This window comes from Caldisalinibacter kiritimatiensis (assembly GCF_000387765.1).
Lineage (GTDB): Bacteria > Bacillota > Clostridia > Tissierellales > Caldisalinibacteraceae > Caldisalinibacter > Caldisalinibacter kiritimatiensis.
Window position 1 is genome coordinate 13,676 of sequence record NZ_ARZA01000173.1, and the last position, 15,457, is coordinate 29,132.

At 32.0% G+C, this 15,457-nt stretch carries 10 protein-coding genes; 1 reads left to right on the plus strand and 9 read right to left on the minus strand.

Annotated features, from left to right (window positions below):
* Positions 1 to 145: 145 nt before the first annotated feature.
* The 6 genes from nifJ to uvrC all read right to left on the minus strand — a co-directional run bounded on the left by nifJ (position 146) and on the right by uvrC (position 8,728).
* Entirely contained in the window at positions 146 to 3,688 is a 3,543-nt protein-coding gene (gene nifJ / locus L21TH_RS07690) for a pyruvate:ferredoxin (flavodoxin) oxidoreductase (RefSeq protein WP_006313380.1), read from the minus strand.
* Positions 3,689 to 3,869: 181 nt separating this feature from the next.
* On the minus strand, positions 3,870 to 4,037 hold the full coding sequence (locus L21TH_RS14285) for a hypothetical protein (RefSeq protein WP_006313381.1): 168 nt from the start codon (positions 4,035 to 4,037) through the stop codon (positions 3,870 to 3,872).
* Positions 4,038 to 4,088: 51 nt separating this feature from the next.
* Positions 4,089 to 5,039, minus strand: coding sequence for an ROK family protein (locus L21TH_RS07695; protein ID WP_006313382.1), 951 nt, complete (start codon positions 5,037 to 5,039; stop codon positions 4,089 to 4,091).
* Positions 5,040 to 5,069: 30 nt separating this feature from the next.
* Entirely contained in the window at positions 5,070 to 5,819 is a 750-nt protein-coding gene (locus tag L21TH_RS07700) for a phosphatase (RefSeq protein ID WP_006313384.1), read from the minus strand.
* A 50-nt stretch (positions 5,820 to 5,869) separates the two neighbouring features.
* Positions 5,870 to 6,835, minus strand: a complete 966-nt coding sequence (hprK, locus tag L21TH_RS07705; protein WP_006313386.1) for an HPr(Ser) kinase/phosphatase — start codon at positions 6,833 to 6,835, stop codon at positions 5,870 to 5,872.
* A gap of 30 nt (positions 6,836 to 6,865) precedes the next feature.
* Positions 6,866 to 8,728 (minus strand): excinuclease ABC subunit UvrC, encoded by a 1,863-nt coding sequence (uvrC, locus tag L21TH_RS07710; RefSeq protein WP_006313388.1) that lies wholly within the window; start codon positions 8,726 to 8,728, stop codon positions 6,866 to 6,868.
* A gap of 197 nt (positions 8,729 to 8,925) precedes the next feature.
* Here uvrC and L21TH_RS07715 point away from each other — a divergent pair, with 197 nt between their 5' ends.
* Positions 8,926 to 9,612 (plus strand): hypothetical protein, encoded by a 687-nt coding sequence (locus L21TH_RS07715; protein ID WP_006313390.1) that lies wholly within the window; start codon positions 8,926 to 8,928, stop codon positions 9,610 to 9,612.
* A 126-nt stretch (positions 9,613 to 9,738) separates the two neighbouring features.
* Here L21TH_RS07715 and L21TH_RS07720 read toward each other — a convergent pair whose 3' ends face one another.
* The 3 genes from L21TH_RS07720 to uvrB form a co-directional block, all read right to left on the minus strand.
* Positions 9,739 to 10,284 (minus strand): stalk domain-containing protein, encoded by a 546-nt coding sequence (locus tag L21TH_RS07720; RefSeq protein ID WP_006313392.1) that lies wholly within the window; start codon positions 10,282 to 10,284, stop codon positions 9,739 to 9,741.
* A gap of 94 nt (positions 10,285 to 10,378) precedes the next feature.
* The gene (uvrA, locus tag L21TH_RS07725) at positions 10,379 to 13,204 is read right to left on the minus strand and encodes an excinuclease ABC subunit UvrA (protein ID WP_006313398.1); all 2,826 of its coding nucleotides are present in this window, start codon (positions 13,202 to 13,204) and stop codon (positions 10,379 to 10,381) included.
* 41 nt (positions 13,205 to 13,245) lie between these two features.
* Entirely contained in the window at positions 13,246 to 15,225 is a 1,980-nt protein-coding gene (uvrB, locus tag L21TH_RS07730) for an excinuclease ABC subunit UvrB (protein WP_006313400.1), read from the minus strand.
* Positions 15,226 to 15,457: the final 232 nt, after the last annotated feature.

Consider the following 15,457-nt stretch of genomic DNA (forward strand, 5'->3'; position numbering starts at 1 on the left):
TAAATATTCTAAGGTAATGACCATTATGTTTAAAAAGCGACTAAGTCAGTCGCTTTAGGGGACAGGGGACAAAAAATATGAAATAAAATTAAGATGTAAAAAGCCGGATAGTGACCAAGTCACTATCCGGCTTTTTTATCGGCTATTAATATTCCATTTCAGCCATTCTCTTATAGTTTTCATATCTTTCTTTAGCATCTTTTTCTGCTTCTTCAAATAGCTCTTCAGCTATTTCTGGGAATGAATTCATTAATGATGTATATCTAACTTCTGACTTCAAGAAGTCTTTGAATGAAGCAGTTGGCTCTTTAGAATCAAGGATAAATGGATTCTTACCTTGTTCTTTTAATTCAGGATTGTATCTGTATAGATGCCAATATCCAGCTTCAACAGCTTTCTTCTGTTGTGATTGTGAGCATCCCATACCAGCTTTGATACCATGGTTGATACATGGAGCGTATGCTATGATGATTGATGGACCATCGTATTTTTCAGCTTCAACTAAAGCTTTCATGAATTGGTTCTTGTTTGCTCCCATAGCTACTTGTGCTACGTATACATATCCGTAAGTTGTTAACATTAATCCTAAGTCTTTCTTTCTTACTTTCTTACCTGAAGCTGCAAACTTAGCTACAGCTGCTGTTGGAGTAGCCTTAGATGACTGTCCTCCAGTATTTGAGTAAACTTCTGTATCGAATACAAGCACGTTTACATTTTCTCCTGAAGCTAATACGTGGTCTAATCCACCGTATCCAATATCATAAGCCCAACCGTCTCCACCGACAATCCATACAGATTTCTTAATTAAGTAATCTTTATTGTCTTCTACCTTTGCTAATAATTCTTTAGCTCTTTCGTCTTCAACTTCTATCTTATCTAATACTTCTAAAACTTTAGCAGTCGCTTCTTTAGAAGTATCAGCATCTTCTTTACCTTCTACCCAAGCATTGAAAGCTTCTTTTGCTTCTGCTGGTATATCTAATTCAACTAATTCTTTCATTGCAGCCTCTATACCATCTCTAATTTGTCTAATAGCTACTGCCATACCATATCCGTATTCCGCATTATCTTCAAATAATGAGTTAGCCCAAGCAGGTCCTTTGCCATCTTCATTTGTGCAGTATGGAGTTGATGGTGCTGAACCTCCCCAGATTGAAGAACAACCTGTCGCATTAGCAATTACCATTCTATCTCCATATAATTGAGTCACAACTTTAGCATATGGAGTTTCTCCACAACCAGCACATGCTCCTGAGAACTCAAGTAATGGTTGAGCAAACTGACTTCCTTTTACATTTGTCTTAGGTATTAAGTCATCTTTTACAGATACAGTCATAGCGTAATCCCAGTTTTCTACTTCTTTTTCTGCTTGCTCTTCTAGTGGTTTCATTACTAGCGCTTTTTCTTTCGCAGGACATACGTCTACACAAACTCCACATCCAGTACAATCTAATGCACTAACTTGTAGACGATATTCTAATCCTTCTAAGCCCTTACCAATTGCTTTCTTAGTTTCGAATCCTTCTGGAGCATTCTTAACTTCTTCTTCGTTTAATAAGAATGGTCTTATTGCAGCATGTGGACAAGCAAATGCACATTGGTTACATTGAACACAATTGTCTATTTGCCATTCTGGTACTTTAACAGCTATGCCACGTTTTTCATATGCTGCTGTTCCTTGAGGGAATGTTCCATCCTCTCTTCCAACAAATGTACTTACTGGTAAATTGTCACCTTCTAACTTATTCATTGGTCTTAATACTTCTTTAATAAATTCTGGTTCTTCTGCTGCTGATGCTGCTTCTTCTTGAGCTTCAGTTGCTTGTTTCCATGATTCAGGAACATCTACTTTAACTAATGCTTCAATACCTTTATCAACAGCTTCATGGTTCATTCTAACGATGTCTTCACCTTTTTTACCATAAGACTTAACTATAGCTTCTTTTAAGTACTTAACAGCATCATCTATATCAATTACATTTGCTAACTTGAAGAATGCTGCTTGCATTACCATGTTAATTCTGTTTCCTAATCCTATTTCATGTGCGATTTCAGTCGCATTTATTGTATATAAGTCTATATTTTTCTCTGCTATATATTTCTTCATTGAAGCAGGTAATTTTTCATCTAATTCTTCAACTGACCAATTACAGTTAAGTAAGAAAGTACCTTCTTCTTTTAATCCTTTTAATAGGTCATACTTATCTACATATGATTGATTAGAGCATGAAATAAAGTCTGCTTCATCGATTAAGTAAGTTGAAGTAATTGGTTGCTTACCAAATCTTAAGTGTGATACTGTTACTCCACCTGACTTCTTACTGTCATATGAGAAGTAACCTTGAGCGTACATATCTGTGTTATCTCCGATAATCTTAATTGCATTTTTATTGGCTCCAACTGTTCCGTCTGAACCTAATCCCCAGAACTTACATCTAATAGTTCCTTCTGGCTCAGTGTGGATTTCTTCTTTTACTTCTAATGAAGTATGAGTTATATCATCTACGATACCTACAGTAAATCCATTTTTAGGTTCAGCTGCTTTTAAGTTATCAAATACAGCTTTTATGTGTGATGGAGTAGTATCTTTTGAGCCTAATCCATAACGTCCTCCAACAACTATTGGAGCATCCTCTTTATCAAAGAATAATGTACGTACGTCTTGATATAGTGGCTCTCCTAATGAACCAGCTTCTTTAGTTCTATCTAAAACAGCTATTCTCTTAACTGTCTTTGGTAACACTTCGAAGAAATGCTTAGCTGAGAATGGTCTGTAAAGGTGTACTTTAACTACACCAACCTTTTCTCCTTTAGCTACAAGATAATCTACAGTTTCTTGAATTGTTTCAGTTACTGAACCCATAGCCACAATTATGTATTCAGCATCTTCTGCTCCATAGTAATTGAATGGCTTGTATTCTCTTCCTGTAATTTCACTTATTTCTTTCATGTAATCAGCAACAATATCAGGTACTGCGTCGTAGAATCTATTACATGACTCTCTTGCTTGGAAGAAAATATCTGGGTTTTGAGCTGTACCTCTAGTTACAGGATGTTCTGGGTTTAATGCTCTATTTCTGAATTCTTTAACTGCATCATAGTCAACTAATCTCTTGAATTCATCATAGTCAATTAGTTCAACTTTTTGAATTTCATGTGAAGTTCTAAATCCATCAAAGAAATGTAAGAATGGAACTCTTGACTTAATAGCACTTAAGTGAGCAACTCCACCTAAGTCAATTACTTCTTGTACACTACCAGATGCTAATAATGCAAATCCAGTTTGTCTTGTTGCCATTACGTCTGAGTGGTCTCCAAAAATAGATAATGCGTGACTTGCAACTGCACGAGCACTTACATGGAATACTCCTGGTAATAATTCCCCTGCAATTTTATACATATTAGGAATCATTAGAAGTAGTCCTTGAGAAGCAGTAAATGTTGTAGTTAACGCTCCACCTTGTAGTGAACCGTGAACTGCTCCTGAAGCCCCTGCCTCTGATTGTAATTCAGTTACCTTTACTGGTTGTCCAAAAATATTTGTTTTACCATGTGCTGACCATTCATCAACAAGTTCAGCCATTGGTGAGGATGGTGTTATAGGATAAATAGCAGCTACGTCAGTGAAAGCATATGAAACGTATGCAGCAGCTGTATTACCATCCATAGTTTTCATTACTTTTGCCATGTATAGCCCCCCTTATAATTAATATATTGTATACAAAATATTCATAACTCTAGTATAGTAAACTATAACGATAAAGTCAATAAATCCGTTGATTTATTAAATATTTACAAATTTATAACATTTTATGGATTGAAATTAAAAGAAAAACTTCCAGTTCGATGGGAAGTTTTTCTTTTAATTTTCATTTTTGTAAGTATCTTTTTGCAATGCCCTCGTCCACTAAATATTCAGCAAACTGAACCGCTTTACATTTTTCCATATCATTACAATTATCTTTTTCAGGACATTTTTCACAAAAATGGTTTAACATTATAGCTATACTTATCTCATTTGTAATAATGTTTTCCATAACAATCACCCCACTTAATATTTATTATATGTGAGATGATTTTTATAGGGACTACTTATATTTACCTAACATAGCAGCTCCCACTAATCCAGCATCATTTCCTAGAGTAGCAAGAACTATATCTGCGTACTTAATATCTTTATAAAGCAAATAACTACCTACTTGTTTTCTTACCTTTTCTAATAGAAAGTCGCCAGCTTTAGATACTCCTCCTCCTATAGCTACAATCTCTGGGTCTAGGGTATTTAATAGATTAGCTATACCAATTGACAAATACTTTACCATTCTGTCTATGGATTCATTTGCTACTTTGTCACCTTCTTTAGCACAATCAAAAACTAATTTTGCAGTTATTTTATTTAAATCTCCACCTGTTTTCTCTAATATTAGAGTATCATTATTTCCATGTTTAATTATTTTAGTTGTATACTTGATTATAGCAGTAGCAGAAGCAAATGTTTCAAGACATCCATTGTTACCACAATTACAATCGTAGAAATTTTCACCTACTATCATATGCCCAATTTCTGACCCTGTACCATGAGCCCCACTATAAACTTTTCCATCTATTATTATACCTCCACCAACTCCAGTACCTAATGTAATAAAGATAGAACTATTACTACCCTTAGTTGCTCCTTTAACATTCTCAGCTAATCCTGCCACAGTGGCATCATTTTCAATATATATTGGAAGATTAAATTGAGACTTCAAATTCTTACCTAAAGGTACATTTCTCCAACCTAAATTAGTACAATAAACAACAAAGTCACCTGTAACATCACCTATACCAGGTATCCCTAATCCTATCGACTTAACATTTTTACCATACTCATTGCTTCTTTTTATTAAATCCTTAATTAACTCAATAATATCTCGTTCTATATCTTTATATTCTCTTTCTGCCCTTGTTCTAATTTCTTTCTTGTATAATATCTCTCCATTTTCATTAACTAAACCAGCTTTAATAGCTGTTCCTCCTATGTCTATACCTATGTACATCTCAAATTCCCCCTTTGAATTTAGTTCTAATTATATTTCTGCAATTTGTTCTTTATCCATAAATCTTATTTTTCCTTTTGATTTTAAATATTCTTTGAATTCTTTCGGTGATAAATTCATTATACGTTCAGCTGGCATATCTATCTCATTTAAAACCTCTATTACTTTATCAAATCTACCTACATCAAAGGAAATATGACAGTCACTTCCTGCTATTACTTTAACTCCATATTTCTTACATAGATTTGCTATTTCTATGCAATGCTCTCTGCTTCCCTTTCTACTTTTAATAAATGAACTATTATTAATCTCAATAAGTGTATTTGTTTCTTTAGCTTTTTTAACAAATTCTTCTTTATTTATAGGATATACGGGATTTCCTGGATGTGCTATGATGTCTACATATTTGTTTTCCATAGCTTTTATAAGAGCCTTTGTATTATGTTCTTGATTTCCTGGGTCAAAGCACCCTTCATGTAGACTAGCTAAAACTAAATCTAACTTTTCTAAAACATATTCGGGTAAATCAACATTGCCCTCTGTATCCATAATATTAGCTTCTACCCCTCTTAAAATTTCGACACCACATATTTTGCTTGGTATTACCTTTAAGTTTCCAAAATGATAAATATGAGGCCCTCCTGGCATTTTAGGGCCATGATCTGTAATTGCTATCATTTCTAACCCTTTGTTATTTGCTTCTTTGGCTAATTCTAATATAGTACTATATGCATGACCGCTAGCAACAGTATGACAATGGGTATCTATCAAGTATTTCATGCTTTTCAACTCCTTTTTTATACAATGTATATTTATTACACCTAATTCTCCTAATCTAATTCAAATAAGTCAACATTCTCTACGCTTCCTGTAGTATTTTTTATGTTCATTTGCTCTACTAATTTTTTATTTAATTCTTCAGCAGCATTGTAGCCCATTTTCTTTTGCCTATGGTTTTTTGCAGCTACTTCTACTATCATAGCTAAATTTCTTCCTGGTTTCACAGGTATAATTATTTTAGGAACCTTAGTATTTAATATTTCAGCATATTCTTCATTTAACCCTAATCTATCGTACTCTTTTTTATCGTCCCAAATTTCTAATTCTATAACTACATCTATTCTTTTAGCATTTCTGACAGCTCCGACACCATATAAGCGTTTTATATCTAAAATACCAACTCCTCTTATTTCCAGGAAATGTCTAATTAAGTCAGGTGCTTTTCCCTTTAACACTCCTTCTTCTACCCTTTTTATTTGCACTGCATCATCTGCAACTAATCTATGGCCTCTTTTAATCAATTCAAGAGCAGTTTCACTTTTCCCAACTCCACTTTTTCCTAAAAGTAATATACCTATTCCATAAACATCAACTAATACACCGTGTATAGTTGTCTGTGGAGCCAAAATATCTTCTAAATAGTTTACTAACTTACTTGTAAATTTTGTAGTAGCTAATTTAGTTCTTACTATAGTTCTGTTATGCTTTTCAGCGCACTTAAGCATCTCTGGAAATACCTGTTGATTTCGAGTAATTATTAATGCAGGAAAAGGATAACTAAATAATTTGTTCAATCTCTCTTTTCTTGTTTCAATATCTAGTGTTGATAAATAATTCCATTCAGTGCTGCCTATTATTTGAAGTCTTTCATAAGCAAAGTAATCAAAATATCCAGCTAACTGCAGCCCTGGTCTATTCAAATCGCTTTTAACAATCTTTATATCAGTTTTTTCAGGTGTATATATAATCTCTAAATCCATATCTTTAATAAATTTTTCTACACTTATCGAATACATGATATCCTCCTTTGTTCTTAAAAATAAATTCTAGCTCCCTTTTCTAAAAAATTTATACACAGATTCAGCAACTCTTTTGTTCATTCCTTCTACTGACGCTAATTCTTCAACTGAAGCCTTTTTAATATTTTCAACAGAACCAAATTTCTTAAGCAAAGCAATTTTTCGTTTTTTACCTATTCCCTTTATTTCGTCTAATACTGATTTAAACATTTTTTTATCCCTAAGACTTCTATGATAGCTGAGCGCAAATCTGTGAGCCTCATCTTGTATTCTAGTAATTAGTTTAAAGCTTTTACTATATTTAGAAATATTTATTTCTTTGTTATTATATATTATTCCTCTTGTCCTATGGAAATCATCTTTTACTAATCCACATACTGGTATATCTATGTTAAACTGCTTTAAAACCTTTTTAGCAGCATTTATCTGTCCTTTTCCTCCATCTATCATAATTAAATCAGGAAAATATGAAAAGCTTTCTACTGATACTTTATTTTCCTTCATCAATTTCCTTTCCTTTAAACCTCTATTAAACCTTCTATATATTACTTCTTCCATACTTGCATAATCATTAGGTCCCATAACTGATTTTATCCTAAATCTTCTGTAGTCACTATTTTTGGCCAAGCCTTCTTCAAATACAACCATCGAGCCCACCGATTCTACTCCTTGGATATTGGATATATCAAAGGCTTCTATCCTTATTGGAACATCATCTAGTTTAAGTTTATCGGCTAATTCTTCGATAGCTTCCTTAGCTTCAGTCATTTTTCTTTTCAATCTATCGCTACTTTGTTTAAGAGTATCTAATGCATTTTTTCGTACCATCTCCATTAGTAAATTCTTTTCGCCTCTTTTTGGTATCTTTATATATACGTTGGAACCTCTTTTTTCTTTTAACCATTTTCCTATAATATTTATATCCTCAAACTCTTCTTCTACTAATATCTCTTTAGGAACATAAGAAGCTCCAACATAAAACTGTTTGATAAACGAATTTAAAATATCTTTTCTTTCCATATCCTTTGTTCCAGTAATTATAAAATGCTCCCTTCCCACCACCTTTCCTGACCTAACGAAAAATACCTGAATACAAGTTTCATCTACTCCCTTTGCCATACCTATAATATCTTGGTCAACCATCGTAGTAGATACAACTTTTTGTTGCTCTAATATGTGTTTAAGAGACCCAATTTGGTCTCGATATTTAGCGGCACTCTCAAAATCCATTTTTTTTGCAGCATCTCTCATTTTCTGTTCTATTATTTCTATTAATTTATCTTCTCGTCCATTTAAAAACATAATTATTTCATCTATCATTTCTTTGTATTTTTCCTTATCTACATTTCCTTGACATGGTCCTAAACATCTCCCGATATGATAATTTAAGCACGGTCTTTGTTTTCCTATATCTTTTTTTAGATTCAACTTACAAGTTCTTATTGGATATAAATTTCTTATTATATCTAAAGTATCATTAACTGCACTATTACTAACATAAGGTCCAAAATATTTTGCTCCATCTTTTTTGATTTTCCTTGTTTTCATCACTCTAGGATATAGTTCATTTGTTGTTATTTTAATATAAGGATATTGTTTATCATCCCTTAAAAGTACGTTATACTTTGGTCGATGTTTCTTTATAAGGTTTGATTCTAGTATCAAAGCCTCAACTTCATTGTCTGTAATAATATACTCAAACTCAGCTATTCGCTTAACCATTGCTTCCACTTTTGGTGGTTTATTTTTTGAAGGCTGAAAGTATTGTCTAACTCTTTTTCTTAAAGAAACAGCTTTTCCCACATATATTATATTACCTTTTTTATCCTTCATTAAATATACACCAGGTTTATCTGGTAACTTCTTTAATTCTTCCTCTATATTAAACATATATTTATCATCCTTTTAAGACATGGATTTTCTTTGTTTTTATATAACTATAATAAAATCTTCTATCTTTAAAAATTCATAATTGCTTTTAAATTGTAACATTTTATTCTCTTAAATATAATACCACAATTGAATGAGTTTTAAAATTTGTATATAATATAGTCAAATGTTCAGAATATTCGTAGGAGGTGTATTTTGTGTCAGGAGTTAAAAAAACTGTGAATTTTTTAATATCATTCTTCGCTACTATTGTTTTTTTATCTTTACTATCTAATATCATTAGACCTTTAATAATAAACTATAGCGAAAACACTATTACAAATATTATATATCCTTTGTACATAACAATCGCTTTTTTATTCTTTATTTTTAGTCAAGCCTTAATAAGAAGAATTCGTAGCAATAAAATATTAAATGAAAATGCTATTCTTCTTAGTGTAAATGCTGATAAATTTAATCTTAATGAAAAGCTGTGGTTCTATGTAATAGTAGTTCTTATTTATTTCGTTCCTTTTATTAAAAATCCTACACTCAATAATTTGTCAATAAGTAGAATTGTTTTGTTTATATTAACTATGGTGGGAATTGAATTACTAATTAGATACTCAAGTAAAACTATAAAAATACATTTTCTAAGACAAGGGATGTTAGTATCAGGCTTTGATATTAGGATAGATTTGCCTATAGGGATAGGTAATGTTGTTCATAATGATTCAGGAGTTTATACTTATCACGATATAGAAGGATATCTTATTTACCCTGATCACATAGAATTTTTCTTAACGATGGAAAGAGGTAAATTGATATTCCATACTGATAGTGAAATAACTAGACAAATAAAAGGTATTATTAAACAAAATAGAATTCCAGTGAAACAACAATAATCGTTCATAAAGACGTACAACGTGCAAAAAACGTAAAAACGTTATAAAAATACATTAAGATAGTCATAAGTTAAAATTGTTTTCCTGTATAAAGCAAAAGAAGTGGCAAAAAACTGCCACTTCTTTTTAATCTGTAATTATTATTCCCCTTACTTTTTTATTCTTATCAAGAACTAAACCGACATCCTCTCCAAATCTTAAGTCCTTAAATTCAATATTCATTTTTTTATCATTTCTTTGAAAAATTATTCCTGCATCTTCTCTAACTTTTAGTATTGGAGTAACTTCTACACTATTATCATCAAAATGTTGTTCTATTTGTATAGTCCTATCTTTAAAATTAATATCTGTTATTAGCCCATATACAAAAACTTCCCCATTTAACGTATCGCATTCTGGAAAGTCCTTATAAGTTTTTATTGATACTCTATTATCCTGCGCATTCCAATGTATCTCTCCACCCATATTTTCCACTAAGCTTCTAACAGGTACATAAACTTTATTTTTATAAATAAACACTTCTTCGTCTTCAATTTTACTTTCTCCGTTTATATTGACTTTTATATTATCAAAATAAACCTTTATATCCTTATATAACCCTTCTGCCATTACAGTTGATGAAAATAATATAGCGAATACACACATAATTGCATAAAATCTTTTCTTTTTCATTATATATTCCTCCTATCTGTTTTACCCTTGTCCATTTATGATTGTTGACAGATAGAAGGATTTTATACATGTTTTTATCTATCTTTTGCACAATTTACTTAAGCATTTTTTCAAGAAATTGACCTGTATATGACTCTGGAACTTTACAAATTTCTTCAGGAGTTCCTCTAGCTACAACTGTTCCACCACCATCTCCACCTTCTGGACCAAGATCTATTATGTGATCTGCTGTTTTGATTACATCTAAATTGTGCTCTATAACTACTACAGTATTACCTGCATCTACTAATTTATTCAATACCTTTATTAACTTATGAACGTCCGCTATATGAAGTCCAGTAGTTGGTTCATCTAAAATATAAAATGTTTTTCCTGTACTTCGTTTACTTAACTCAGTAGCAAGTTTTATACGCTGTGCTTCTCCTCCAGAAAGCTGAGTTGAAGGTTGGCCTAGTTTAATATAGCCAAGTCCAACATCATACATAGTTTTTAATTTTCTCTTTATTTTAGGTATTTTATCGAAAAATTCTAATGCCTCTTCTACTGTCATATCTAATACATCTGATATAGTTTTCCCTTTATATTTCACTTCTAGTGTTTCTCTATTATATCTTTTTCCTTTACAAACTTCACAAGGAACGTATACATCTGGTAAGAAGTGCATCTCAATTTTTATAATACCGTCACCTCTACACGCTTCACATCTTCCACCTTTTACATTAAAGCTAAATCTTCCCTTTTTATATCCTCTTGCTTTTGCCTCTGGAGTCTTTGCAAATAGCTCTCTTATATGGTCAAATACCCCTGTATATGTCGCTGGATTAGACCTTGGTGTTCTACCTATAGGGGATTGGTCTATATCTATAACCTTATCGATATTTTCTAATCCTTCAATCCCTTTATGTTTACCTGGTTTTTGTTTTCCTCTATGCAATTCTTGAGATAATCTTTTATAAAGTATTTCATTTACTAAAGTACTCTTACCTGAACCGGATACACCAGTTACGCAAGTCATAACTCCTAACGGGAATTCAACATCTATATTTCGAAGATTATTTTCACTAGCACCTAATACTTTTACACTCTTGCCATTTGGCTTTCTTCTCTGCTTTGGTACCTCTATTTTTTTCTTGCCACTTAAATATTGTCCAGTCATAGATTCATCACATTTTTTAATATCTTCAACTGTACCCTGGGCAATTATTTGACCTCCATGAATTCCTGCACCAGGTCCAATGTCAACTATATGGTCTGCATGATACATTGTATCTTCATCGTGCTCTACAACTATAAGGGTATTTCCTAGGTCAGTTAAATTTCTAAGGGTTTTTAATAATCTATCATTATCTCTTTGATGTAATCCTATACTTGGTTCATCGAGAACATATAATACACCTACTAAACTAGAACCTATTTGTGTAGCCAACCTAATTCTCTGTGACTCTCCTCCCGATAATGTTCCAGCACTACGTGATAAGGTTAAATACTCTAATCCAACATCTACTAAGAACTTTAATCTTTCTCTAATTTCTTTTAATATTTGCTGTGCTATAAACTCTTGTCTTTCTGTTAATTCTAAGTTATTAAAGAATTTTAAAGCATCCTTAATAGACATATCTGTTACTTCTTTTATATTTATTCCTCCTACAGTAACAGATAAACTTTCCCGTTTTAACCTACCACCGTTACAATTTGGACATGGTATAACACTCATATAATTTTCTATCTTTTCCCTCATGTAATCAGAATTAGTTTCTTTATATCTTCTTTCTAAATTATTTATTATACCTTCAAATGGAGCTTTATAGGTTCTACTACCACCGAATCTACTTTCGTATGTGAAAGCAATATTTCTATTGCCTGTTCCATATAATAATTCATCTAAAAACTTCTTAGGAGCATCTTTTATTGGTGTATCTAAATCAAATCCATTGTCTTGTGCAATAGATTTAAACATTCTATAATAATAGGTATCTTCTGAAGTGTTACTAAAGGGGGCTATTGCTCCTTGATTAATTGAAAGATTAGGGTTAGGTATTATTAATTCAGGGTCTATCTTTTTATGATTACCTAGACCATTACATGTTGGGCACATTCCAAAAGGACTATTAAACGAAAACATTCTAGGAGCTAATTCTTCCATACCTATACCGCATTCAGGACATGAAAGCTTCGAGCTAAACAATAGCTCCTCTTTTCCTATAATGTCAACTATAACTAATCCATCTGATAAGTTTAATGCTGTTTCAATTGAATCTGCTAATCTATTTTCTATTCCTTCTTTTACTATTATTCTGTCCACTACTACTTCTATATTATGTTTTTTATTTTTATCTAAGTTTATGTCGTCGTTAATATCGAATATTTCACCATCAACTCTAACTCGTACAAAACCTTCTTTTCTTATAGTTTCTAAGGTTTTTTGATGAGTTCCTTTCCGTCCCCTTATAATAGGGGCTAGTAACTGTAGTTTTGTTCTTTCTTCTAACTCTAAAATTTGGTCCACCATTTGGTCAACAGTTTGTGATGTAATCTCTCTACCACATTTAGGACAATGAGGGATACCTATCCTTGCAAATAATAATCTTAAGTAATCATATATTTCAGTTACTGTTCCTACTGTTGACCTCGGATTTTTACTCGTAGTCTTCTGGTCTATTGATATAGCAGGGGATAACCCCTCAATATACTCAACATCTGGTTTCTCCATTTGCCCTAAAAACTGTCTAGCATAAGCTGAAAGACTCTCTACATATCTTCTCTGTCCTTCAGCATATATAGTATCAAAGGCTAATGATGATTTACCTGAGCCACTTAATCCTGTAAATACTATAAACTTATCTCTTGGTATTTCGATATTAATATTTTTTAAATTATGCTCCTTTGCACCTTTAACAATAATTTTTTTATTCTTTTGCATATAACCACTCCTTGCTAATTGAAGGATAAATACAATATTAGTTACTTATCTAATTTACTTTTTAATTCCTCAATTTTATCTCTTAATTCTGCTGCTCTCTCGAACTGAAGCTTTTCTGCTGCTTCCATCATTTCATTTTGCAGTTTCTCAATTGTTTCTTTAATTTCTTTATCAGTCATCTTATCTTGACTCTCAATTCCATATATTTCTGACTCTTCTGCAGCTTTAGTAGCTTCAATTACTTTTCTTACACCTTTTTTAATCGTTTTAGGAACTATATTGTGCTTTTTATTATATTCCATTTGTATACTTCTTCTTCTATTAGTTTCACTAATAGCTCTATTCATTGAATTAGTAATAGTATCGGCATACATTATTACTTTGCCTTCTGCATTTCTTGCTGCTCTTCCTATTGTCTGTATCAATGAAGTCTCTGACCTTAAAAATCCTTCCTTATCAGCATCTAATATTGCCACCAAGGACACTTCTGGTAAGTCCAAACCTTCCCTCAAAAGATTTATACCTACTAAAACGTCAAATTTACCTAACCTTAAGTCCCTAATTATCTCCATTCTTTCAATAGTATCAATATCTGAATGTAAATAAGTTACTTTTATTCCTATTTCCTTCAAATAATTAGTTAAATCTTCTGCCATCTTTTTAGTAAGAGTTGTTACTAATACTCTTTGTTTTTTATCTACTCTAATGTTTATTTCTTTTACTAAATCATCAATCTGATTTTTAGTAGGTCTTACTTGTACTTCTGGGTCTAATAATCCAGTTGGTCTAATAATTTGTTCTACAGTTTTTTGGGAATGTTCTAATTCATATGGTCCTGGAGTAGCACTAACATATAATACTGTGTTTATATGATTTTCAAATTCATTAAATTTAAGAGGTCTGTTATCTAGTGCTGAGGGTAATCTGAATCCGTAATCAACGAGTGTTTGTTTTCTTGACCTATCCCCTGCATACATACCTCTAACTTGTGGTATTGTAACATGTGACTCGTCTATTATCATTAAATAATCTTCTGGAAAATAGTCAAGTAAAGTATAAGGTTTGCTTCCCGGTGGCCTTCCACTTAAATGTCTAGAATAGTTCTCTATCCCCTGACAAAATCCCATTTCTCTAAGCATTTCAATGTCATACATAGTCCTTTGTTGTAATCTTTGAGCTTCTAGCAACTTATCTTGACTTCTCAATTCCTTTAATCTTTCTTCTAGTTCCCTTTCAATACTCTTAATAGCTCTTTCTATTTTTTCTTCTGATGTAGCAAAATGGGATGCTGGAAAAATAGAAACATGATTTCTTAGTCCTATTATTTCTCCTGTCAACGCGTTAACCTCAGTTATTCTATCTATTTCATCACCAAAGAATTCTACCCTAATTGCATCTTCTCCCGATGATGCTGGAAAAATCTCTACAACATCGCCCCTTACTCTAAATGTTCCACGTGTAAAGTTTATATCGTTTCTAACATATTGTATATCGACAAGCTTTCTTATTACTTCGTCTCTATCCTTTATCATACCTGGTCTTAATGAAACAACAAGATTTTCGTAATCTATAGGGTCTCCTAATCCATAAATACATGAGACACTCGATACTATAATAACATCCCTACGCTCAAACAAAGAAGCTGTAGCAGAATGTCGTAGCTTATCTATTTCATCGTTTATAGAAGCATCTTTTTCTATATATGTGTCCGACTGAGGCACATAAGCTTCAGGTTGGTAATAATCATAGTAGCTAACAAAATATTCAACTGCATTATTGGGGAAAAATTCTTTGAACTCACTGGCTAGTTGGGCTGCTAATGTCTTATTATGCGCTATAACTATAGTTGGTTTTTGTACCTTCTCAATTATATTTGCCATTGTAAATGTCTTACCCGAACCGGTAACACCTAATAATATCTGATGTTTTAGGCCTTTATTTATTCCTTTACTCAAAGCTTCAATAGCTTTGGGTTGGTCACCTGTGGGCTTAAAATCTGACCGTATTTTGAATTTACCCATTATATCACCTCTATAATAACCCCTATTTAAAACATTTTAACTACATTATAACAATTGTAGCTTTACATATATACGGTAAGTTTTGGATTTTTTATATGTTTATTTTTTCCTGAACATTTGTTCGTACTAATTATATATTTATATGTACTTAAAGTCAACATATTTGACTAAATATCAGAGATTTCGCATCTAATTTCCAGTAAAAACTTTACTTTCCCTTAATTTGTAATGC

Coding starts and splice junctions, on each gene's coding strand:
- L21TH_RS07720 (WP_006313392.1), bottom strand. CDS start 10,284: ATGAAAAAGAAAAGATTTTATGCAATTATGTGTGTATTCGCTATATTA.
- L21TH_RS07700 (WP_006313384.1), bottom strand. CDS start 5,819: ATGAAATACTTGATAGATACCCATTGTCATACTGTTGCTAGCGGTCAT.
- uvrA (WP_006313398.1), bottom strand. CDS start 13,204: ATGCAAAAGAATAAAAAAATTATTGTTAAAGGTGCAAAGGAGCATAAT.
- uvrB (WP_006313400.1), bottom strand. CDS start 15,225: ATGGGTAAATTCAAAATACGGTCAGATTTTAAGCCCACAGGTGACCAA.
- L21TH_RS07695 (WP_006313382.1), bottom strand. CDS start 5,039: ATGTACATAGGTATAGACATAGGAGGAACAGCTATTAAAGCTGGTTTA.
- uvrC (WP_006313388.1), bottom strand. CDS start 8,728: ATGTTTAATATAGAGGAAGAATTAAAGAAGTTACCAGATAAACCTGGT.
- hprK (WP_006313386.1), bottom strand. CDS start 6,835: ATGTATTCGATAAGTGTAGAAAAATTTATTAAAGATATGGATTTAGAG.
- nifJ (WP_006313380.1), bottom strand. CDS start 3,688: ATGGCAAAAGTAATGAAAACTATGGATGGTAATACAGCTGCTGCATAC.
- L21TH_RS14285 (WP_006313381.1), bottom strand. CDS start 4,037: ATGGAAAACATTATTACAAATGAGATAAGTATAGCTATAATGTTAAAC.